Source organism: Anabaenopsis elenkinii CCIBt3563 (assembly GCF_015245355.1).
Lineage (GTDB): Bacteria > Cyanobacteriota > Cyanobacteriia > Cyanobacteriales > Nostocaceae > Anabaenopsis > Anabaenopsis elenkinii.
On the sequence record NZ_CP063311.1, the window covers coordinates 728,141 to 751,735 of the forward strand.

Sequence of the window (23,595 nt, forward strand, 5' to 3'; positions counted from 1 at the left end):
CGCAAATTTTAAGTATTCTTCTCTGCGCTCATTCTCCCTTAAATCTATTTTTCAAGTTGTAATCAAGTTGCTATTTTCTTAAATCTATTTTGTATTAATTCTTACTGAATTTTATCATTCATTTTTTGGGGATGATTTCTGGTTCTAAACCCAACTAACGCCAGTTTATCAAGGTTTTAAATTACAGGTTAATTACAGTTTTTGTAGTAAAATCTATTTGTTTGGCGTTTTCCCAGGTTAAATTTATGACGGGACAAAAGGGTAAGGTTTATCTTGTGGGTGCTGGACCTGGAGATGTGGCATATCTCACCCTTAAGGCTTACAATATTCTGCCTATAGCTGAGGTATTAATCTACGATGCTCTGGTAGATCAGCAATTATTACACTATGTCAGACCTGATTGCCTCTGCCTAGATGTTGGTAAACGTGGTGGTCAACCTAGCACACCCCAAGGAGAAATTAATCAATTACTTGTTGACTATTGTTTGCAAGGTAAACAAGTGGTAAGATTAAAATCTGGTGATCCCTTTATTTTTGCTCGCTGTACCCCGGAAATTACAGCTCTGCAAGCTCAGGCTTGTCAGTTTGAAGTCATACCAGGAATTTCTTCTGCCTTAGCAGCTCCTTTAATGGCTGGGATTCCTTTGACGGATGCTGTACTGAGTCGTTGTTTTTGTGTCCTCACAGCCCATGAACCAGATGTTTTAGATTGGGAAGCTTTATCTAGATTAGACACTCTGGTAATATTAATGGGAGGGAGTCATCTGGCTGAGATTACACATCAACTACTCAGACAAAGTCGATCACCCTATACCCCTATTGCTGTGATTCGTTGGGCGGGAACTCCTGATCAACAAGTTTGGGTAGGGGAACTAAAAAATATTCTCACACAAACTAGAGGGGTTTCTCTCTCCCCGGTGGTAATTGTGATTGGGGAAGTTGTAAAATTACGTAATTACTTACAACCTGAAACCATACCCTTGCCAGTTTTTGACTCTCCATCTATGTTAAATAATTCCCCCCTCACAGGTAAAACTATTCTCGTGACTCGTGCATCTGGACAGTCAAGTCAATTTAGCGATGGTCTCTGTGCATTGGGTGCTAATGTGATTTCCATGCCCACTTTAGAAATCGTTCCCCCTTCCAGTTGGTCAGCTTTAGACCAGGCGATCGCTAATTTGGCGGATTTTCACTGGTTAATTCTTACTTCTACCAATGGTGTAGATTACTTTTTTACCAGATTATTCGCCCAAGGTCAAGATGTTCGGTCTCTAAGTAACATTAAAATTGCTGTGGTAGGTGAAAAAACAGCCCAAAGTCTGCAAAAACGGGGACTTAAACCAGATTTTATTCCCCCTAATTTTGTCGCTGATGCTTTGGTGGCTAATTTCCCAGAATCACTACGGGGTCAAAAGGTGTTATTTCCCAGAGTGGAGAGCGGTGGAAGAGATGTTTTAGTTGCAGAATTAACTGCTCAAGGTGCGGTAGTTGTAGAAGTAGCTGCATATCAATCTCGCTGTCCCACAAATATACCAGAGTTAGCAAAGTTAGCCTTGCAAAATCGGACTGTAGATATAATTACCTTTGCTAGTTCTAAAACTGTCAAATTCTTCTGTCAACTCTTACAAGAGGTATTTGCCGATAACCGTGACATCAGCCATATTTTAGCAGATGTTTGTATTGCTGCTATTGGTCCGGAAACTTCAAAAACCTGCCAATCTTTATTAGGGCGTGTCGATGTTGAGGCTGAGGAATATACTTTAGATGGTTTAACCCAAGCAATAGTTAAATGGGTAAAAAGTCGTTAACTGGTAAAATCTGAGATCATCACTATATTATTAAGTTTCTAATCCACCATGTCTGATTACTTCTCCCCTGAAATTAGCTTACGCATTTGCACTCATATGAATGATGACCACGCTAATGCTGTAGTTCTTTATGCCCAGGCTTTTGGGGGTGTGACAGATGTCACAAGTGCCAAAATGCTCTCCATTGACTCTCAAGGGATGAATTTGACAGCAGAGGTAAATCAACAAACTGTGCCAGTGCGGATTCAATTCGATCATATTTTGGTAGACTCAGAAGATGCTCACCAAACTTTGATTGCCATGGTGAAGCAAGCACGAGTTCAAGTAAAATCATAACTACGTTCAATAGGTTAAAATAGTTAAATATACTTAGAAACTACATCTAAGCATAGTAACCAGAAGCCACTATAGGTCATCCCCGAATCATCGGGTTGCACTAACAAAAAGTGCAATCCTCGGCTTTGTTGTTGACGCTGTTGATAGGTCTTGGCCGCCGCAACCACATCTGCATCTGTAAAAGTGGCGAGAATCCACCTATCTACTAAACCAGCCTCTAATATTAAACCATGGGGTTCACCGGGTATGTAATTTAAGGCTGCTGGCTGTGCTGCTTCTAACCATCGAGCTAAAGCCATTGACTTTCTCCCACCATAGATAACTACGCCGGGAATAGGAACTGTAGATGGTAAACCCCAATTAATGGGTTGTAAAAATTCCGGTATAGACAAAATAGGTATGGGGCGTTCTGCAAACACATCCACAAGTTCACCCGCTGGGAGTGTAGCAAAGCGCCACCCTTCCCCCCAGAGGTTTTCTGGTAATGGTATTGGGGGTGGTTGATCTAGGACTAAGGGATATTGCTTTGCTTGTAACCACCGTTTTAAGGCTAAAGTATGGCGGATGGGTTCGAGGCGAATATTTAAGTTTTGTGCTGCAGCTTGAATTAAACTCAAGGTCTGGGGACGAAATACCTGAATGATATCTGGTAAGTTGTTACTAGCAGCTAGCTGAATTTGAGTAGCAAGCCAATGGGCGTTAGCCCCTGACTGGGGACAGGTGGCTGTATATTCAAAGGTATGTGTTGGGTCACAAATCAACAATTCCCATAGGGTTTGTCCCGATGTGTCTTGTACTGGACTGCGATAAAAGTCAAGTTGCCAAGTTTTCATAATTTTTTGCTAATTTTTGGGAAAGAGAGATTTATAAACCACAGATCCACAGATAAATTGATAGTTGTCTGTGAGGTTAGCTGTTCTTAACCCATGATCACATCTAGAAGACTGTCGGCTATTTCAAAGTTAGCAGTGACATTCTGGACATCATCTAAACCTTCGAGAGTATCAATTAACTTCAGCAGCGATCGCCCTTGGTCAGGATCAGCAATCTCAACATAATTAGTAGGTATCCAGCGTAATTCTACATCGGTTACCTGAAAGCCTTGATCCTTGAGTGTCTGGGTGAGCAGTTCTAAGTTGGTCACCTCGGTAAATACCTCAGCTATCTTATCCTCGGTCATTTCATAAGACTGGGCTTCACCCTCTAGGGATGCTTCTAAAAGCTGGTCTTCATTTTTGACCCCATGAACAGTACACACACCTTTCTGGTCAAACATCCAGCTGACGCAACCTGTTTCACCAAGGTTACCACCCCGTTTACTCAAAGCGGCACGTAAATCAGCAGCCGTGCGGTTACGATTATCTGTGAGGGCTTCAATTAAAATTGCGACGCCACCAGGTCCATATCCTTCGTAGCGAATAGCCTCGAAATTGCTACTATCCCCGCCAAAGGTTCCTGCACCTTTAGCGATCGCCCGTTCAATATTATCATTAGGTATGTCCGCTGCCTTAGCCTTATCGATGGCTGTACGTAGCTGAAAATTAGCGCTGGGGTCTGGTACACCACTCCTCGCAGCAATAATAATTGCTCTAGATAACTGGGCGAAGGTCTTACCCTTCTTGGCGTCTACTACTGCTTTTTGACGCTTAATATTTGCCCATTTACTATGTCCTGCCATAATGTCAAATCATTAACCCTTTCTTCAAAGTTTAGGATATATCTAGTCCTGAAATAAATGTCAAACCCTATTGAAGTATCTAATATCAATTGTGCGATACCTGATGAGAAGTTTTGCGCGGATTTTTTCTATGCCCCATACATCCAGAAGACAAAGAAAGAAATTAAAATACTATATTAGGAGTTTACTGCTGTTACTGCTAGTGGGCATACTGGCTTTGAGTGGATGCCAAAACCTGAGAAAAACAGATGTAGTTCATCTTACTTTATGGCAAGGTGTCAATCCCCCACCTAATCGAGATGTTTTACAAAGGCTTGTAGATAAATTTAATCAAACTCATCCCCATATTCACGTAGAATCTGTTTATGCAGGACAACAAGACCAGCAAATCCCCAAAATTTTAGCCGCCGTGGTGGGGAATGCTCCCCCAGACCTATTATGGTACAACCCCACTATTGCCGGTCAATTAGTGGAACTAGCAGGTTCCTTAATTCCTTTAGATGAGCTGCTGAATAATTCCCCAGTCAAAGGGGAAATTGACCCGGCCTTGTTTGAATCTATGGAATATCAGGGTAAAATCTGGTCTGTGCCCTTTGCAACTAATAATGTGGCTGTATATTACCGTCCCAGTTTGTTTACAGCCGCCGGAATTACCGAATTACCCAGAACTTGGGAAGAGTTTCGCCAAGTGGCGCAAAAATTAACCCGTGATACTAATGGCGATGGGCGCATAGATCAGTATGGGGTATTTTTGCCATTAGGCAAAGGTGAGTTTACGGTTTTCACCTGGTTACCATTTATGTGGAGTAGTGGCGGCGAATTAGTACCACCAGATGTCCAAAAACCAGCAGCAGTAATGTTACAAGATAATCCAGAGGCGATCGCCGCCTTGCAATTTTGGCGTCATCTGATTGAAGATGGTTCCGCCATGTTATCCGCCCCAGAAAGAGGCTATGAAACAGGTAACTTAATTTCTGGTAAGGTAGCCATGCAGGTAACTGGCCCCTGGAGTTTAGGAGAATTTACTGAAAGTGGTGTTGATTTTGCCGTTTTTCCCATACCTATAAATCAAAAACCAGCTACCAGCATCGGGGGTGAAAACTTATTCTTATTTAAAACCACACCAGAACGGCAAAAAGCAGCTTTCACCTTTGCTGAGTATGCCATGAGTGCAGAATTCCAAACAGAATTAGCTTTGGGAACCGGTTATTTACCAATTAACCTGAAATCTCGCCAACAACCAGAATATCAAGCATTTCTCCAAACTAACCCATCTGTGCAAGTATTCTTAGATCAGGCCCGACATGGGCGATCGCGTCCCATCTTTCCCGGTTACAATCGGATATCCGATAGCCTAGGACGAGCAATAGAATCCGTACTACTGGGTCAAACCTCCCCAGAACAAGCCCTAAAAACCGCCCAACAGCGCCTAGACCTGATCTTTAACTGAAACCACCAAGCGTCAACATCTGTGGTTTGGACTGTGCGCCTAGTATATGCAACAAAATCCTACCAAGACCGAACCGCATAAAACGCCGACAATTTGGGAAAATAATAAAATAGAACACTACAAGACCGAAGTAATTTCCTGTAGGAAAATATGACTCATCCGTTCCTAGAACATCTGCATAGTCCAAACCGCCCAGTTATCGTCTTTGACGGTGCTATGGGAACCAACCTGCAAAGTCAAAACCTGACTGCGGAAGATTTCGGCGGTCCAGAATATGAAGGTTGTAACGAATACTTAGTTTACACCAACCCCGAAGCCGTCGCCAAAGTACACCGAGACTTTCTCGCAGCTGGCGCTGATGTCATTGAAACAGACACCTTTGGAGCCACATCCATTGTATTAGCAGAATATGACCTAGCACACAAGACCTATGACTTAAATAAAACAGCCGTAGAAATAGCCAAGAGGGTCGCCGCCGAATTTTCCACCCCAGACAAACCGAGATTTGTCGCCGGTTCCATGGGACCTACAACCAAACTCCCCACCTTGGGACATATTGACTTTGACACCCTCAAAGCCAACTTCGCGGAACAGGCCGAAGCCCTCTTTGATGGTGGAGTTGATTTATTTCTGGTAGAAACCTGTCAAGACGTCCTGCAAATTAAAGCAGCACTCAATGGTATTGAAGAAATTTTTGCCAAAAAAGGGGAACGTCGCCCCCTCATGGTATCCGTTACCATGGAAAGTATGGGTACAATGCTAGTAGGTTCAGAAATCAGCGCTGTGCTGACAATTCTCGAACCCTATCCCATAGATATCCTGGGTTTAAACTGTGCCACAGGGCCAGACTTGATGAAACCACATATCAAGTATCTCTCAGAACATTCACCCTTTATCATCTCTTGTATACCCAATGCCGGTTTACCTGAGAATATTGGCGGTAAAGCACACTACCGCCTCACACCTTTGGAATTACGCATGGCATTAATGCACTTTGTTGAAGATTTGGGTGTCCAAGTGATTGGAGGTTGCTGTGGGACACGTCCAGAACACATTCAACAATTAGCAGAAATTGCCCAAAACCTGACACCAAAAGTTAGACACCATAGCTTAGAACCAGCCGCAGCGTCAATTTATTCTACTCAACCTTACGATCAAGATAATTCCTTCTTAATTGTCGGTGAACGTCTCAACGCCAGTGGTTCCAAAAAGTGCCGTGATTTGCTCAATGGCGAGGACTGGGATGGACTAGTATCTATGGCTAGGGCCCAAGTCAAAGAGGGGGCACACATCCTTGATGTCAACGTCGATTACGTGGGACGTGACGGGGTGCGAGATATGCACGAACTAGTATCGCGCATTGTCAATAATGTTACATTGCCCTTAATGCTCGACTCCACAGAATGGGAAAAAATGGAGGCGGGGTTAAAGGTAGCTGGTGGTAAGTGTTTACTCAACTCCACCAACTATGAAGACGGGGAACCACGTTTTTTAAAAGTCCTGGAGTTAGCCAAAAGGTACGGCGCAGGAGTAGTTATTGGTACCATCGATGAAGATGGGATGGCGCGGACAGCCGAGAAAAAGTTTCAAATTGCCCAACGTGCCTATCGTCAAGCTCTAGAATATGGTATACCTGCAACAGAAATATTCTTTGATACTTTAGCTTTACCTATTTCTACTGGCATTGAAGAAGACAGAGCTAACGGTAAGGCTACCATTGAATCAATTCGGCGGATTCGCCAAGAATTACCCGGCTGTCATGTAATTTTAGGCGTATCTAATATTTCCTTTGGTTTAAACCCTGCAGCCAGAGTTGTACTCAACTCCATGTTTTTACATGAAGCAATGACAGCTGGTATGGATGCAGCCATTGTCAGCCCTAACAAAATTTTACCTTTGTCTAAAATCGCAGACAACCATCAACAAGTTTGCCAGGATCTAATTTATGACCGGCGTACATTTGAGGGTGATGTCTGCGTTTATGATCCTTTAGGAGAACTCACCACCTTATTTGAGGGGGTAACTACAAAGCGCGAAAAAGGTGTAGATGAAAGTCTCCCCCTAGAAGAACGCCTCAAACGTCATATCATCGACGGCGAACGCATTGGTTTAGAAGCACAGCTCACAAAAGCTTTAGAACAATATCCACCTTTGGAAATTATTAACACCTTTCTCCTAGATGGGATGAAAGTTGTGGGTGAGCTGTTCGGTTCTGGACAAATGCAATTACCTTTTGTTTTGCAGTCAGCAGAAACCATGAAAGCTGCGGTTGCATATCTAGAACCCTTCATGGAAAAGTCAGAATCTGGTAATAATGCTAAGGGTACCTTTATCATTGCCACGGTTAAAGGTGATGTCCATGATATTGGTAAAAACTTGGTGGATATTATCTTATCTAACAATGGTTACAAGGTCATTAACCTGGGTATTAAGCAACCGGTGGAAAACATCATCGAGGCTTACCAACAACACAAAGCTGATTGTATTGCCATGAGTGGGTTGTTAGTCAAGTCTACCGCTTTTATGAAGGACAACTTGGAGGCGTTCAACGAAAAGGGAATTACTGTTCCTGTAATTTTAGGTGGTGCAGCCTTAACTCCCAAGTTTGTCTATCAAGATTGCCAAAATACCTACAAGGGTAAGGTAATTTATGGTAAGGATGCTTTTGCTGATTTGCATTTCATGGATAAATTAATGCCAGCTAAAGCTGCTAATAATTGGGATGATTGCCAAGGATTTTTGGATGAGGTAGAAGCAGAACCAAAAATCACCACCTCCCCAGCACCTAGTACCCAGTCTCCAGCATCCAGTGATACCCAACCTATAATTATAGATACCCACCGTTCTGAAGCTGTGGCGGTAGATATTCCCCGCCCCACACCGCCTTTTTGGGGAACTCAGTTATTACAACCTACTGATATTCCCATTGAAGAAGTTTTATGGTATTTAGATTTACAAGCTTTGATTGCTGGACAATGGCAATTCCGCAAGCCCAAGGAACAGTCTAAGGAGGAGTATCAGGAGTTTTTACAACAAAAGGTTTATCCGATTTTGGAGGGTTGGAAGGAAAGGATCATTACTGAGAATTTGCTACATCCCCAGGTAATTTATGGGTATTTTCCCTGTCAGTCTCAGGGAAATAGTTTGTATATTTATGATTCTCACCACCCAGAGTCAGAGGTAAGAACCAGTTTTGAGTTCCCCAGACAGAAGTCTTTAAGGCGGTTGTGTATTGCTGATTTCTTTGCACCCAAAGAGTCGGGGGTAATTGATGTCTTCCCCATGCAGGCGGTAACTGTGGGAGAGATAGCCACGGAGTTCGCCCAAAAGTTATTTACAGATAATCAATACACAGATTATCTGTATTTCCACGGGTTAGCTGTGCAGGTGGCTGAGGCGTTGGCGGAATGGACTCACGCCAGGATTCGCCGGGAGTTGGGTTTGAGTAGCAATGAACCGGATAATATTCGGGATATTTTGGCACAGCGTTATCACGGTTCGCGGTATAGTTTCGGTTATCCCGCTTGTCCGAATATGCAGGATCAGTATAAGCAGCTGGAGTTGTTGGAGACTGACAGAATTAATCTGTATATGGATGAAAGTGAGCAAATTTATCCAGAACAGTCTACGACGGCGATTATTGCTTATCACCCTGTAGCTAAGTATTTCAGCGCCTAGTTATACTCCCCCCTTCCCAATGCTATCCATTACCCGGATCTTTCTTAACATTCGTGAGAGCGATCGCTCGCAAACCCCCAAACCTTAATCCTCCGTTGATGATTCTCAATAAAATAAGGGTTTTATCAAGAATAATAAGGTACATTTTGTCAAGAGTAGGTAAATTTTCAAGCCTTGAAACCATTGCCACATAAATGTTTCAAGATTGTTAAGAAAGATGTGAGTAATGAATAGCTTCCCAATGGGAGGGGGTGATTCAGGAATTGGCCTTGAAAACAGATTTCTTTAACTAAACTCGCATAATTCCCCGTTCATAGGTCTTGGCGGCTACAGCAACACCTGCATCTGTAAAGATAGCTACAATCAACTTATTTACTAAATCACATTGTGATATTAAACCATATTGATGAATTGTCAGCGCGATCGCATCTCAACTACCTTCAGGTAACTGCTAACAATACTAGGATGGTTATAATCTTTGACACTGAGTAGGAAAACCGATGAGACCTTATCACCAAGTGCCTATAGTAGAATGCGGTGAACCACTTGTGGCAATTCCTTTGCAATTATTTGCAGTGGAATCTCCCCATCCTTATGAAAAATTGGGCGCACCCTACGAGGGATATTCCCCTTATTATTTGCGGGAAAGTGTGGTAAAAAATTTAGTTCAAGCCCAAAATTATTTACAAGAAATTCATCCCGGTTGGTATATCCAGATTTTTGATGCTTATCGCCCTGTGGCTGTGCAACAATTTATGGTAGATTACAGCTTTGCTCAAGCTTTACAACAGCAGGGATTAACTGAGGTGGAGTTATCACCACCACAACTACAAGCAATTTGGGAGTCAGTTTATCAAATTTGGGCTGTACCCAGTTGGGATGAAAAAACTCCCCCACCCCACAGTACGGGTGCTGCTGTAGATATAACATTGGTGGATGATAGGGGGGAAATAGTCGATATGGGTTCCCCTATTGATGAGTTGTCAGAGCGATCGCACCCCGACTACTATCTTGATAGTCACCACCCACAAGCAGCAACATATCACGCCCATCGGCAATTATTGTATAATGTGATGTTAAAAGCTGGATTTCAACGCAACCCTAGGGAATGGTGGCATTTTTCCTTGGGTGACCAGATGTGGGCTTGGTTGTATAATCAAAGTAATCCGGCTGATTTTTTCACAGCGCGTTATGGCCGGAAAATATTTGACCCTTGAATAATCGACTTTTATTACAGCAAAAACTCCAAACTTCCCTAGAGGAGATACAAACTAAACGTAATCTCAGTTCTCCTCTGACTGATTTACAGTTAGGTCAAACCTTAGCTGCAGAAATTGCTCAATTAGCTACGGAACTAGAAACTTATAATCCCCATCCCCAACCTCTCCTCAATGCTACTTCTGTGCTGAATGGGGGTTGGAAGTTGCTGTACTCCACAGCTAGGGAAATCCGTTCTTTAGATTCCCTCCCCCTAGGATTACAGTTAGGTCAAGTTTATCAGGTAATTGATGTTACCAATAAACGATTTTTTAACTTAGCTCTTGTGAAACATTCTCTGGGGTTAGTTTCTGGATATGTGAAAGTAACAGCTAGTTTTGCACCAGCAACAGATCAACGCATCAACGTAGATTTTGATCAACGCTATCTATCCATTGAGAAGATTTTGGGTTTTGATACTCCCCAACTTAACCCGTTTAAAGTAGTTCCCGCTAACAATCCTCAAGGGAGAGTCCCTACTTTAGATATTACTTATTTAGATCAAAGTTTCCGCATTGGACGGGGAGGAGATGATAGTTTATTCATTTTAAGTAAGGTTGAGGATCTAAGTCAAATTCTCAAGCATCTTGAGGATTAAGGTTAATCATTTTCCACGTGGTATATGTACCAATGGGACTCCACAATAAATAGGGTATCAATAATACTGCTGCAACTCTGTAAAGAGGTAAAATTGCTAGTGTCAAGATGAGACAGATGACAAAACCTGTACCACCAATAATCGTACCCACCCGCAGACTACGCAGCCAAAACATTACCGGTGTATAGGCGATCGTGACAATTTCTAATAGTAAGTATAAACCCATGAGTAACCAAGTTCGTCCCGTACCTGGATTACTTTCCCAGACTATATAAGCTGACCAAGCACCACAAATAAATATTAAAGTCCAAATTACTGGAATTGCTCCCTCAAAGGTTAACCATCGCGGTCTACGTAAGCGCCTAAACCATTGTACGTCGCTGGGTGTAATTAAGTTAGCTCCTAAAGCTATTAACAAAGCTACACCCCCTATAACCATCCAGGATCTGATCATCTCTTTTATCCTTTAGGATATTCAATATTGATAAATATTAACTGCAATTCTGCCTCTGGATGATTACATTAACCACAGCAGCAAATTATCATCTAAGAAGGGGGTAGGGTGAAAAATATGGAACCAAATACAGAAGTGCGATCGCTAGCACCATCACACCACAATAGAAATAGACAGCATAAAATCGCCACTCAAATTCGCCTCACAGGGTGGATTACCCTATGGGTACAATTAGCATTAGCCCTAGTATGTAGCTTATTGCTGTTATTTGCTTCTCCCGGGCGTGAATTTGCTCAACAACCGAACCCCGGCTTAGGAATTGGTGTATTTTGGGCTGTAAGTGTAATTTTATTATTATTATTCAGTATATTTTGGGATTTTCGTTACACCCGCATAGGTAGACGCTTAGACAATCCTAAAACCAGTCTCCACCCCAGTAAAGCAGATACCACCAGAACCATCCGCATGGGTGTAATAGTGGGTTTACTGGGAATACTCCTGAGCATTTTAGGCGCTACTACAAGCGTGAGTGTCCTAGTAGCAAAAGCTGTGTCCCAACCCCCAGGAGTAGCAATTACTGACCCTAACAAAATCATTCGCGCCTTGGATGTGTTTATAGTAGTCGCTAATATTAATGGTATTGCTGCTCATTTTGTTGGTACCGTTGCTTCCCTATGGTTACTGGAAAAAGTCCATCAACATTAATCAGCGTAGTATAATTAGGCAGTGAAGGTTATTTAACCAAAACAGTGTTGAATATCGGAAAAAATGCGGTGAATTCCCATCTTTTCTTAGTGTGTGGCTTGGGGAGCTTAGGACAGTATTGTGTCTGTGTACTCAAAGAGTTTGGGGTGAGGGTAAATGCAATTGAGTCCGTAAATCCTCAAAAGTGGGAGGTTCCCAACTTACCCAACTTGATTGACGACTTAATTATTGGTGACTGTCGCCATCCCCAAATATTACAACAAGCAGGTATTAACCAGTGTCGCGCTATTTTAATCGCTACCAGTGATGAACGTGTTAATATTGCAGTAGCATTTGCAGCGCGATCGCAAAATCCGCAAGTTAGGCTAGTTATTCGTTCCTCCCAAGATAATCTCAATCAACTACTTCGGGAAAGCCTAGGTAATTTTGTCGCCTTTGAAGCCACCCAGTTACCAGCCAAAAGTTTCGCCTTAGCCGCTTTAGGAAGCCAAACCAAAGACTTTTTCACCTTAGATAACCGACCCATAAAAGTCAAACAAGTATTAATAAATACAGAAAACTGGTGGTTAAATTGCCAACAACTCCATGAAATCAACACCAGCTATCGCCGAATTCTCACCCACCACCGGGGAGGAAAGCTTTTACAAGAAAGATTTTACACATGGGAGCCTGATAGTCCCATCTTACCAGGAGACATTATTACTTATGTTGAAGTTAGTGATATTTTACCTTCTGCCTCCCACAAAAAACCTCAAAATATTAAACAAGTATGGCAACAAGCATTTAAAACTATCACTTGGCAAAATATACATCACCAACTGACCCAGTTTTGGGTAAAGAGTAGCCAAACTCGCAGGGTAGTTGTCATCAGTTGTGTCGTGATGGCGAGTTTATTTTTGTGTAGTGGATTATTTTACAAACTGCAATATCCTCAAATTAGTTGGCGAGATGCTTTCAATGTTTCTTTAGTTCTGAGCTTAGGAGGTTACGATGAACTGTTTGGCGAATTAGAAATACCCTTTCGAGTCCCCGACTGGTTACACTTTTTTAGTATTGCTCAGACCGTCGCCAGTACAGTTTTTGTCGGTATTCTCTATGCAGTCATGACCGAAAGAATCTTGTCTGCAAGATTTGCATTTTTGCAACGCCGTCCACCCATACCCAAATCTGATCATGTAGTCCTGATTGGTTTAGGCAGAGTTGGTACATTAGTAGCAAATTTACTGCAAGAACTGAAACAACCACTGATAGGAGTTAATGAACATGAACTAGATACAAGTTTGTTACCACCCATACCCTTAGTTTTCGGTAACATCAAAAATGCTCTGAAAAAAGTTAATATCACTACTGCCAAAAGTGTGATTATTGTCACCGATGATGAAGTGACAAACCTAGAAATTGCCTTGATGACCCATGGTGTTAATCCCCAAGCATCTGTAGTAATTCGCACCGTTGATACCATCTTTAGTGAAAATGTTGCCAGATTACTACCCTATGCTAAAGTTTTAGGAGTTTATCAATTGGCAGCCGAGGCATTTGTGGCGGCTGCATTTGGGGAAAATATTCTCAATTTGTTTCATCTCCATCACCAAACTATATTAGTGACTGAATACTTGGTGGAAACTAATGATACCCTCAACGGCAAAATATTAGCGGAAATTGCTTATGGATACGGTATAGTACCCATTCTCCACTCCAGAAATCATCAAACTACTACCAGATTTATGCCATCTGATGACATCAAACTGGCTGTAGGGGATAGGTTAGTGGTACTGGCGACCATGGAAGGATTGCAACGGGTAGAAAACAATACTATGCTACCACGTCAATATTTAGTGCGAGTGGAAAAGGCTATTTCAGAAGAAGCAGTTTTTGAGGGTGCGGCTTTAATTTCCCGGATATGCGGCTGTGGTATACCCATGGCTCGCAACCTGATGAGTCAATTACCAGCTACTTTAGAGTATCCTCTCTATAAACATCAAGCCTATCGTTTAGTGAATGAGTTACTTAAATACCAAGTTTCGGCTTATATTCTCTAACTACCCCCTAATTAGTGACCAATGAATGAACCATTAATTGAACTCAAGGGTATTTCTAAGTCCTTTGGTAGCAATAAAGTCTTAGATAATGTAGATTTGACAATTTGTCGGGGGGAAGCCCTAGGGATTATTGGCCCTTCAGGAACCGGTAAATCAACGGTTTTAAGAATTATTGCGGGATTAATGGCTCCCGATAGCGGAGAAATTTATATTCAAGGGGTACGGCGAGATGGGTTAATTGAGGACAGCACCGATCCTATTAGTATTGGGATGGTGTTTCAACAGGCGGCTTTATTTGATTCCTTGACAGTAGATGAAAATGTCGGCTTTTTACTCTACCAACATTCCAAGATACCGCGATCGCGCATTCAAAAACTGGTTAAGGAAAAATTAGAAATGGTGGGTTTATCGGGAATCAGTCATCTCTACCCCTCTGAATTATCCGGGGGAATGCGAAAACGAGTCAGTTTTGCTAGAGCCATTATTTCTCATCCTGATCATCCCACCGACGGACCACAAGTTTTACTATACGATGAACCCACAGCCGGACTTGACCCCATTGCTTCCACAGTGATTGAAGATTTAATACGTCAGTTACAATTGACACAGGGGGGGTGTGGTACTTATGCTATTGTTACTCACCAACATAGTACCATTCGCCGCACAACTGATAGATTAGTGTTCCTTTATCAAGGTAAAGTGCAGTGGCAAGGTACAGTTAGTGATATAGATAGGACGGACAACACCTTAATTAGACAATTTATCACTGGGAGTGTACAAGGACCAATTCAGGTGGCTGGGTAGTTAGATGGAGGAAAATCATGCGAGATATCATAACTAGCAGCTTTGCGTCTAAGCGCACTTTACGAGAAGGCTCAGTAGGGTTGCTCATCCTCATGGGTTTGGGAGCCTTTGTCATGATTGTGCTCTGGTTGAATAGACTCACACCCGGGAAAAATTCATATAAATTCATAGTGGAATTTGCTAATGCTGGCGGTATGCAAAGAGGCGCACCAGTCCGCTATCGGGGTGTCAAAGTCGGTAATATTTCCAGGGTTCAAGCAGGGTCAAATGCTGTAGAGGTAGAAATTGAAATTGCTCCCCCTGACTTGATTATTTCCCGTGATGTCGTCATTGAAGCCAATCAGAGCGGGTTAATTAGTGAAAGTATTATCGATATTACACCGAAAAAATCTCTACCCACTGGGGTGGCGATCGCTAAACCCCTAGATAGTAATTGCGATCAGAGCCTGATCATTTGTCATGGTTCTCGCTTACCTGGTGACATTGGTATCAGCATTGACGAACTCATTCGTAGCTCCACCAACTTAGCCACTACATACAATGATCCGCAATTTTATCAAAGACTCAATCAACTCCTAGAAAGCTCAACAGCAGCAGCTACTAATGTAGCAGCCCTAACTCAGGATGTACGCAAATTAACCCAAAACTTGGAACAACAACTCAATACATTTTCCGCCACCGCCAATTCAGTACAACAAGCTACAAATCAACTGACAGCATCCGCTACCAAAACAGTAGATCAATTAGGAGCGACAGCCAGTGAATTTAGTTCCACAGCCAATCAAGCTAATCGCTTATTAAACAACCTAGATGAGCTAGTGACCAGCAACCGCACTTCCTTAGTCACTGCTTTAAATAATATTACTGAAACTAGCGACCAACTTCTAGTAACAGTTAATACTATAACTCCGACAGTGAATCAACTAGCCCAAGGTGAATTACTCAAAAATTTAGAAAATCTGTCCGCCAATGCAGCCCAAGCCTCAGCTAATTTACGGGATGCTTCTCAAAGCTTAAATGACCCTCAGAACCTTCTGCTCATCCAGCAAACCTTAGACTCAGCACGGGTAACTTTTGAAAATACCCAAAAAATTACATCAGACTTGGACGAGTTGACAGGTGACCCAGCTTTCCGGCAAAATCTCCTGCGATTGGTGAATGGTTTAAGTGGGTTAGTGTCTTCTACAGAACAGGTGCAGCAACAAGTCCAAGTAGCTACCACCTTAGACTCCCTCAGAATAGCCGCCAGCACACCTAATTTTGTACTCCCCCCATCATCATCACAAAACCTATTAAAGCAGCTGCGGGAGTATGGAGAACAAAGAAATGGGGAGGACTAATTCCAATCTTCCTCCGGTTTTTTACCCCGACTTTGATAAATTCCCCCCCGCTGATGAATTTGGCGAGTTTTTTGCAACAGTTCCTCCTCCGTCAAACCCCACTGCTCCATGATTTGATCCAGGTCTTTTTGAATGTCTCTCGCCCCTGGAAAGCCTTGATAACGAATTCTTAATCTAGCTAATTCTGCTAAATTGTACTCTGTTGCCCCTTGAGCGAGTAAAATGTCAATAGAGGGGCGATCGCGATTATAGAGGGGATGCTGTTGTTCTTTATCTCCGTGTGACTCTGCCATGATTTATACTTGTAAGGGAGTAACTACTTGATACCAATTCTAGAGTTAAAAGTTGTTATGTTCCGCCATAATTAATCATGACGGCAACCACACCTTACCCCATACGGGTCTCACTACTGCCATGCCAATTTAAATAAAGATACATTATCTTTAAGAAAATACAAAAAACTTTAAATGAGGGTGAATATATAGCTCACCCAACGCCCAAAGCAGCAAGGGAGCAAAAACCCATTATGTTTGAACACTTCACTTCCGAAGCCATTAAAGTAATTATGTTATCCCAGGAGGAAGCACGTCGCCTGGGACACAATTTTGTAGGAACTGAACAAATTCTCCTGGGTCTAGTGGGAGAAGGGACTGGGGTTGCTGCTAAAGTACTGGCGGAATTGGGTTTGACTCTCAAGGAAGCACGTCGGGAAGTCGAAAAAATTATCGGGAGAGGTTCTGGTTTTGTACCACCAGAAATTCCCTTTACCCCCAAGGTAAAAAGCTTATTCGAGCAATCCTTTCGAGAAGCCAATAGCCTGGGACATAATTACATTAATACTGAACACTTACTTTTGGGATTAACTGAGTCCGGCGAAGGTGTCGCCGCCAAAGTCTTACAAAATCTCGGAGTTGACCTGAGGAATATTCGCACAAAGGTGATCCGGCGTTTGGGTGAAGGTGGAACTGTTTTCGCCAGCACAGGGGGGACTTCCTCCCGATCCCAAAACCACACCTTGGAGGAATTTGGGAGAAACCTGACTAAATTAGCCCAGGAGGGTAAGCTTGACCCCGTAGTTGGTCGAGAAAAAGAAATTGAGCGTACTATCCAAATTCTTGGTCGCCGCACCAAGAATAATCCCGTCTTGATCGGTGAACCCGGAGTTGGTAAAACCGCGATCGCCGAAGGTCTAGCTCAACGCATCGCCCATCAGGATGCGCCGGAAATTCTCCTAGACAAGCAAGTTATCAGCCTCGATATGGGACTTTTAGTCTCCGGAACCCGGTTCCGCGGTGACTTTGAAGAACGGATCAAGAAAATTGTGGCAGAAGTCCGCGCTGCTGGAAATATCATTCTGGTAATTGACGAGGTTCACACCTTGGTGGGTGCAGGTGGTACAGAAGGCGGCTTAGATGCGGCCAACATCCTCAAACCAGCCTTAGCACGGGGTGAACTCCAGTGTATCGGTGCAACTACTCTCAATGAGTATCGTCAATATATTGAACGTGATGCAGCCTTAGAGCGTCGTTTCCAATCCGTGCTAGTGGGAGAACCCTCAGTACAAGAAACTATTGAGATTATCTACGGCTTGCGGGGAGCTTACGAACAACACCACAAAGTACATATATCCGATCAAGCTGTGGTGGCCGCCGCTGAGTTATCAGACCGTTACATCAGCGATCGCTTTTTACCAGACAAAGCCATTGACCTCATCGATGAAGCAGGTTCCCGGGTGCGGTTGCGCCACTCTCGTACATCTGCTAATAAAGAACTCAAACAGGAATTAGTCGGTGTCACTAAAGCCAAAGAGGAAGCAGTCAGACTGCAAAATTTTGACAGAGCATCACAACTGCGTGACGAAGAAATTAACCTCGAAGCACAACTTTACGAAATATCACAAAAAGATAATTTTGTCAACCCCCCAGTTGTGGATGAGGAAGACATCGCTCAAATCGTCGCCTCTTGGACAGGAGTACCAGTCAACAAACTCACCGAATCTGAATCCGAGTTGCTCTTACACCTAGAAGACACACTCCATGAGCGGTTAATTGGTCAAGAACAAGCAGTTACCGCCGTATCCCGTGCCATTCGTCGCGCTCGAGTAGGTTTAAAAAACCCCCATCGTCCCATTGCTAGTTTTATTTTCTCTGGACCCACAGGAGTGGGTAAAACAGAGTTAGCCAAATCCTTGGCCTCCTACTTCTTTGGGTCGGAAGAATCCTTGATTCGCCTCGATATGTCCGAATACATGGAGAGTCATACCGTCTCCAAACTCATCGGCTCACCTCCAGGTTACGTAGGATACGACGAAGGCGGTCAACTCACAGAAGCGGTGCGCCGCAGACCATACTCAGTCCTACTCTTCGACGAAATCGAAAAAGCGCACCCCGATGTCTTTAATATGCTGCTGCAACTCTTGGATGACGGACACCTCACAGACGCCAAAGGTCGGAAAGTGGACTTCAAAAATACCCTAATTATCCTCACTTCCAACATTGGTTCTAAGGTGATTGAAAAGGGAGGCGGTGGTTTAGGCTTTGATTTCGAGACCGAACAGGATGCTAACTATAACCGCATTCGTACCCTAGTGAATGAGGAACTTAAAGCTTACTTCCGTCCCGAATTTCTCAACCGCTTGGATGATATTATCGTCTTCACCCAACTGGCTAAAGATGAAGTCAAGCAAATTGCTGACATCATGCTCCGGGATGTTGCTACCCGCTTGACTGAAAAAGGCATTACTTTACAAGTCACAGACCGCTTTAAAGAGCGTGTAGTCGAAGAAGGCTATAGCCCCAGTTATGGCGCTAGACCCTTACGCCGAGCCATTATGCGCTTGTTAGAAGATCCTCTGGCTGAAGCTATGCTTTCTGGTGAAATTACCGATGGAGTCACAGCGATCGCCGATATTGACGACGACAATCATGTCACCATACAAGGCTCACAAAAGCGAGAGTTACTCTTGGCTAATGCTGGTTAAGACCTCAAAAGACTAATTTAATTCAGGATTTCCCCCGGTAATTATACCAGGGGATTTTTTATTTACATTCATCTACCAAACTTTTGCGCCAAACTGAACAATCAAAGCATCAGTCAGATAAAATTGGATGGCTACAACCTCGGTTTAGTTTGGTATGAAAAATCTTGAAAGCTTAACCATCCACCAATTTCGAGGTTTACAGAACCTGGAATTACAGGATACAGGACAAATCAATATCCTTGTGGGAGTTAACAACGCCGGTAAAACTAGTGTACTAGAGGCAATCTCAACTTATTGTCGTCCTCTAGATTTATCTGAGTGGCTGTCAACAGCATCGCGGCGAGAAATATATCGTAGTAGTTCCAGGTTGGAAGCTCTCAAATGGTTATTTCCCCAGCAGAGATACACAAACCATACTCAGAATTACCAAGGAAAAATATTAATCTCTAGTAGCGGTGATTTCCCAGTCACTAAATTAGAAGCAACCTACCAGGAACTTGAAGTAACATGGATATCCAAACAAACACTTGGTGATGAGGAAATAAATGATAGAGATGAAAGTATAGAAGATGATTTTAGCAATCGACAAGGTGCAGAGCTGGAACTAATGGTTACTCCTGGTAGTTGTCAAACAGACTCGTGTCAGAATCAAGATGCAATTACCGAAAAGTTTCAAATATGGGACAATGATAGATTTATTCCTAAACGAGGGCAAAAAAATTTAGCATTACCTGTTGCTACCATTACACCATTTTCTCATCGTGCAGAACGGTTTCAAATGCGGCTGCTTTCAGATGCTATCTTTCAAGATTTCAAGTCAGAGGTAATTAAATTACTTCAGTATATGGACTCGGGAATTATTGACCTTGAGCTTTTAGTTCCTCCAGGTCAAAGAATACCTCGTCCCAGTATATACATTAACCATAAACAAACAGGTATTTCACCAATTAGTGTTTTTGGTGATGGTGTGTCTCGTTTGCTAACCATGGCTTTAATGCTGGTCAAGGTCAAGGAAGGAATTTTGTTAATTGATGAATTAGGAACCGCCATTCATACTGAAGCACTACAGTTTTTCTTTGAGTGGTTGGTTAATTGGTCTCGGAAAATGAAAGTACAAATTTTCGCGACTACTCACAGTCTTGAAGTGATTGATGCGCTTTTAGTAGCAAATACTGACGATGATCAATTAGTAGTATATAGAATAGAACGCAATAATTCAGAGACTCATGCAGTTAGGTTAAATAAAACTATACTCAAAACACTTCGAGAGGAATTAGGACAGGAGGTTCGCTGGTGAGTCGGAAATATGCTCTGATCGGCGTTGAGGGACCCCATGATTTAGCATTTCTTAGCAAGGTTCTCAAGCTACTAAAATTCCAAGCATTTGATGGAAAAGAATCTAATTTAGACCCTTTCTGGGCAAAATTTAAACCAACTTATCCTAAAAAAGGGGGGAATTTGTATGAAAGGTTAGATATGCCAGCAATTTATTATACAGATAATCTCTCAGTTGCTATATATGCAGGTGGTGGAAGTAACCTAGGCTCACGTCTATTAGCTATTTTGGCAAATCATACCCCATATAAACAAGAAATTGTAGCATTTGGAATTATTGCCGATGCTGATCAAGATTCGCCAAATAAGATTGCTCAAGAATATAGTGGAAAATTCCAAGTATATTTTCCGCAATTTCCCACAGTAGGAGGAAAAGTAGATACAGATTACCCACGCACAGGTATTTATGTACTGCCAGATAACATAGAACAAGGTGTATTAGAAAATATTCTTCATAGTTGTGGCCATTCTGCTTATCCTTTCCACATGGAAAAAGCTGAGTCATATTTAGCTGAGTTTGATGCAGAACATAAGCTGGATTGGAAACCATTTGATCATCACAAAGCTTTAATAGCTACAGTTGTCAGTGTCCTTAAACCAGGGAAAACTAATACAGTGAGTATTAAAGATAATAACTGGATTAGTGAAGACACTTGTAGTCAGGTTCCGGCTCTGGAAAATTTTGTAGAGTTTATCAAGCAACTCTTAGATATATAAATATTAAGATAATTTGCATACTGACTCAGATGTGATAATACATCTATGAGTCAAAATTAAGCCAACGTAAACCTATAGAAGAAAATATACCCCTCTCCAGATTATAATCTAGAAAGGGGCATTGCAAGCAGAAACAATAATCTGCTATTGGCTTTTCAAAACTCCCGGCTCTTGCTGTATGGGTAACACATCTAAAATATCCGTTTGAGCGCAATATTTTAAATCTTCATGTGACTCCAGGCGTAACAACCTTTGGCCGTGACTAGCGTGGTGGAATAATCCTAATAAGTCATTTTGCCATTGTGCGTAAAGAGCGATCGCACTAATTACTTCATCATTCCCAGCTAATTCTGCCGGTGAGAGTTGGGACTGTGCTAAAAGACTGTGAGCGATCGCCCCAGCACAAACTGTATCTTCTAAAGAAAAACTGCCTTCCCAACCAGAGCCGACAATCCACACAATCTCTGGTTGTTTTTCCAATAGGAACCTTACCACAGCCGCCCGATTAATCAGAGCAGCAGCAAGTACAATCGGAGAATCTTGTACACGCTGTAAAGCCCGGGTTCCATTAGTAGTACTGATAAATAAACGCCGTCCCTTGACTACTTCCGGTGTGCAGTCAAGAGGGGAGTTACCTAATTCAAAGCCAGTTACTTTCGCGCCGCCGCGTTCTCCAGCTCGGAGTCGTTTTTCCAAAGGCCAGTTATCACTGACCCCAATTAGTTGATCTAAATCACTAAAGGCTTGCACAGCTTCGCCTCCAGATGCCAAAACAGTTGCTATTGTACTAGTAGCTCGCAAAACATCGACAACGATCGCGCAGTCGGGAGTTTTGTCGGTAGGAGTCAATTCCGGAGTGTGGTATATGAATAGCTTCACGCGCTGGATAAACCTGCTCTCAATAACTATGCCGAGATTACATTTTAATGGGTGTCATTCACCATCATCACAGTAAAAATCTGGTAATTTTCTATCGTCAGGCCAGAGTATCTTTGATATGTGAGTGCCAACCTGATGCCAAGAAACACAAATCAAGGTAATCTGAAAACATAATCAACCCTTTGATTGGCAATATAGAGAGGGAATCTTTGCCATCCACTCGTCCCACATCTCAAATTCGTGAGTAAATCAATATGGCACCCTTACCCGATTACCGCCCTAAACAATTATCTTTAGGACCCTTAGAAGCTGAAATTTTGAATATTATCTGGGAAATCGGTTCAGCTACAGTCAAGGATGTACACGATCGCATTCTCTTGGACCCTAACCGTGAATTAGCTTACACTTCTGTCACTACAGTTTTACGTCGCCTGACTGATAAGGGATGGCTCATCTGCAACAAACAAGGGCGGGCTTTTTATTGGCAACCCAAGCTGACCAAGCAGCAAGCACAGGTAATTAAGGCTCACGAACAGTTACAGCGATTTCTAGCTGTGGGTAATCCCGATGTCATCGCCGCCTTTGCTGATAGTCTGGATGAAGCCGCTAGCGACCAACTACAAGCCATCGCTAAACGCATTCAAGCCGCGCGCCAAGCCAGGGAGGAACAATAATCATGCATCTGTTGATGATTTTGACTGCTTTCACAGTTGCTTGGGGTTTAAGAGTCTTTGGGAATCATCTCCAAGGTAGCTGGGATCTCCGCTGGCGGCGATCGCTGTTTTTGTTTCTTTTTCCCCCATTGTTAATTTTTATGACGGCGATCGCTGTCTTATTCATGGGACCCCAAGGAAAAATGGGGGGCGCACATACTGGCTGGTTAAGTTATGAACTAGCATTAATTTATCTAGCTTTTTTGGCGATTGTATGTATTACCCTAGCTGTTCAGGGTTGGCAATCTGTGGAGTCCGCCCGGAAATCTCCCTTAATTAATTTGCAGGGTAAACAAGTTAGATTATTGAATACAGACGCGCCATTTGCTGGTCAAATTGGCTTTTGGCATCCAGAATTAGTAGTTAGTCAAGGATTACTGCAAACCCTCACCCCCGCCCATGTAGATAGTGTGTTAGCACATGAACAAGGACACTACCATTACCGCGACACATTTTGGTTTTTCTGGCTGGGTTGGATACGCGCTTGTACAAGTTGGTTACCTCATACAGATATGTTATGGGAAGAACTCTTAGCTCTGCGGGAATTACGGGCTGATAGCTACGCAGCCTCCCAGGTAGACCCTTTGCTTTTGGCAGAGTCATTAATGATGGTAGTAACTAGCATCAGTGTATCATCGCCTATTTGCTGTGCAGCTTTAGGAGCTAATACAGGTAATCGCTTAGAACAGAGAATAGAGGCTTTATTGTCACCACCAGAACCCACACCAGAAATCAATTACCACACCTGGAATAGGTTCATTTTAGCATTGATCCCATTATTAACAGTGCTATTTCATACCTAAAATCGCCGACACACTCCAACA

General features: G+C 42.7%; 20 protein-coding genes. 15 read left to right on the forward strand and 5 right to left on the reverse strand.

Features of this window, described 5'->3' with window-relative positions:
* Positions 1 to 245 precede the first annotated feature (245 nt).
* Positions 246 to 1,808: a uroporphyrinogen-III C-methyltransferase gene (gene cobA / locus IM676_RS03340; protein ID WP_200988916.1), complete on the forward strand. Its 1,563-nt coding sequence runs from the start codon at positions 246 to 248 to the stop codon at positions 1,806 to 1,808.
* Between the two features lie 48 nt (positions 1,809 to 1,856).
* Positions 1,857 to 2,144 carry a DUF2470 domain-containing protein gene (locus IM676_RS03345; RefSeq protein ID WP_200988917.1) on the forward strand — a complete coding sequence of 96 codons (288 nt, stop codon included), beginning with the start codon at positions 1,857 to 1,859 and terminating at the stop codon, positions 2,142 to 2,144.
* Between the two features lie 23 nt (positions 2,145 to 2,167).
* On the opposite strand, the gene IM676_RS03350 is transcribed toward IM676_RS03345, so the two are convergent.
* Together IM676_RS03350 and IM676_RS03355 are read right to left on the reverse strand one after the other, a co-directional pair.
* Positions 2,168 to 2,977, reverse strand: coding sequence for a Tab2/Atab2 family RNA-binding protein (locus IM676_RS03350; protein WP_404799817.1), 810 nt, complete (start codon positions 2,975 to 2,977; stop codon positions 2,168 to 2,170).
* 86 nt (positions 2,978 to 3,063) lie between these two features.
* A complete protein-coding gene (locus IM676_RS03355; protein ID WP_200988918.1) occupies positions 3,064 to 3,822 on the reverse strand; it encodes a YebC/PmpR family DNA-binding transcriptional regulator in 759 nt (252 codons plus the stop codon).
* 130 nt (positions 3,823 to 3,952) lie between these two features.
* Between IM676_RS03355 and IM676_RS03360 the strand changes: the two genes are divergently transcribed.
* From IM676_RS03360 to IM676_RS03375, 4 genes are all read left to right on the forward strand, one after another.
* A complete protein-coding gene (locus IM676_RS03360) occupies positions 3,953 to 5,272 on the forward strand; it encodes an ABC transporter substrate-binding protein (protein ID WP_225880440.1) in 1,320 nt (439 codons plus the stop codon).
* A gap of 150 nt (positions 5,273 to 5,422) precedes the next feature.
* On the forward strand, positions 5,423 to 8,950 hold the full coding sequence (metH, locus tag IM676_RS03365; protein ID WP_200988919.1) for a methionine synthase: 3,528 nt from the start codon (positions 5,423 to 5,425) through the stop codon (positions 8,948 to 8,950).
* A 500-nt stretch (positions 8,951 to 9,450) separates the two neighbouring features.
* On the forward strand, positions 9,451 to 10,167 hold the full coding sequence (locus IM676_RS03370; RefSeq protein WP_200988920.1) for a M15 family metallopeptidase: 717 nt from the start codon (positions 9,451 to 9,453) through the stop codon (positions 10,165 to 10,167).
* On the forward strand, positions 10,164 to 10,805 hold the full coding sequence (locus IM676_RS03375; RefSeq protein WP_200988921.1) for a PAP/fibrillin family protein: 642 nt from the start codon (positions 10,164 to 10,166) through the stop codon (positions 10,803 to 10,805). The genes IM676_RS03370 and IM676_RS03375 overlap by 4 nt, the downstream gene beginning before the upstream one ends.
* On the opposite strand, the gene IM676_RS03380 is transcribed toward IM676_RS03375, so the two are convergent.
* A complete protein-coding gene (locus IM676_RS03380) occupies positions 10,786 to 11,259 on the reverse strand; it encodes a TspO/MBR family protein (protein WP_200988922.1) in 474 nt (157 codons plus the stop codon). The genes IM676_RS03375 and IM676_RS03380 overlap by 20 nt on opposite strands.
* A 117-nt stretch (positions 11,260 to 11,376) precedes the next feature.
* On the opposite strand from IM676_RS03380, the gene IM676_RS03385 reads away from it, so the two are divergent.
* The 4 genes from IM676_RS03385 (at position 11,377) to IM676_RS03400 (ending at position 16,147) form a co-directional block, all read left to right on the forward strand.
* Entirely contained in the window at positions 11,377 to 11,964 is a 588-nt protein-coding gene (locus tag IM676_RS03385; RefSeq protein ID WP_200988923.1) for a DUF3611 family protein, read from the forward strand.
* A 68-nt stretch (positions 11,965 to 12,032) separates the two neighbouring features.
* Positions 12,033 to 14,003, forward strand: a complete 1,971-nt coding sequence (locus IM676_RS03390; RefSeq protein WP_225880441.1) for a potassium channel family protein — start codon at positions 12,033 to 12,035, stop codon at positions 14,001 to 14,003.
* A gap of 21 nt (positions 14,004 to 14,024) precedes the next feature.
* Positions 14,025 to 14,807, forward strand: a complete 783-nt coding sequence (locus tag IM676_RS03395) for an ABC transporter ATP-binding protein (RefSeq protein WP_200988924.1) — start codon at positions 14,025 to 14,027, stop codon at positions 14,805 to 14,807.
* Between the two features lie 17 nt (positions 14,808 to 14,824).
* Complete coding sequence (locus IM676_RS03400) at positions 14,825 to 16,147, forward strand: MlaD family protein (RefSeq protein ID WP_200988925.1); 1,323 nt, start codon at positions 14,825 to 14,827, stop codon at positions 16,145 to 16,147.
* On the opposite strand, the gene IM676_RS03405 is transcribed toward IM676_RS03400, so the two are convergent.
* On the reverse strand, positions 16,144 to 16,440 hold the full coding sequence (locus IM676_RS03405; protein ID WP_200988926.1) for a DUF3288 family protein: 297 nt from the start codon (positions 16,438 to 16,440) through the stop codon (positions 16,144 to 16,146). The two genes, IM676_RS03400 and IM676_RS03405, sit on opposite strands and share 4 nt — an antisense overlap.
* Positions 16,441 to 16,673: 233 nt before the next feature.
* Between IM676_RS03405 and IM676_RS03410 the strand changes: the two genes are divergently transcribed.
* From IM676_RS03410 to IM676_RS03420, 3 genes are all read left to right on the forward strand, one after another.
* Positions 16,674 to 19,127: an ATP-dependent Clp protease ATP-binding subunit gene (locus IM676_RS03410; RefSeq protein ID WP_200988927.1), complete on the forward strand. Its 2,454-nt coding sequence runs from the start codon at positions 16,674 to 16,676 to the stop codon at positions 19,125 to 19,127.
* A 154-nt stretch (positions 19,128 to 19,281) separates the two neighbouring features.
* Positions 19,282 to 20,424, forward strand: a complete 1,143-nt coding sequence (locus tag IM676_RS03415; RefSeq protein WP_200988928.1) for an AAA family ATPase — start codon at positions 19,282 to 19,284, stop codon at positions 20,422 to 20,424.
* Entirely contained in the window at positions 20,421 to 21,179 is a 759-nt protein-coding gene (locus IM676_RS03420) for a DUF3226 domain-containing protein (RefSeq protein WP_200988929.1), read from the forward strand. Before IM676_RS03415 ends, IM676_RS03420 begins: the two co-directional genes overlap by 4 nt.
* A gap of 144 nt (positions 21,180 to 21,323) precedes the next feature.
* Here the strand turns inward: IM676_RS03420 and IM676_RS03425 are convergent, their stop codons facing one another.
* Entirely contained in the window at positions 21,324 to 22,058 is a 735-nt protein-coding gene (locus tag IM676_RS03425; protein ID WP_200988930.1) for a 2-phosphosulfolactate phosphatase family protein, read from the reverse strand.
* Between the two features lie 254 nt (positions 22,059 to 22,312).
* Between IM676_RS03425 and IM676_RS03430 the strand changes: the two genes are divergently transcribed.
* Positions 22,313 to 22,732, forward strand: a complete 420-nt coding sequence (locus IM676_RS03430) for a BlaI/MecI/CopY family transcriptional regulator (RefSeq protein ID WP_200988931.1) — start codon at positions 22,313 to 22,315, stop codon at positions 22,730 to 22,732.
* 2 nt (positions 22,733 to 22,734) lie between these two features.
* Complete coding sequence (locus tag IM676_RS03435; protein ID WP_200988932.1) at positions 22,735 to 23,574, forward strand: M56 family metallopeptidase; 840 nt, start codon at positions 22,735 to 22,737, stop codon at positions 23,572 to 23,574.
* Positions 23,575 to 23,595: the final 21 nt, after the last annotated feature.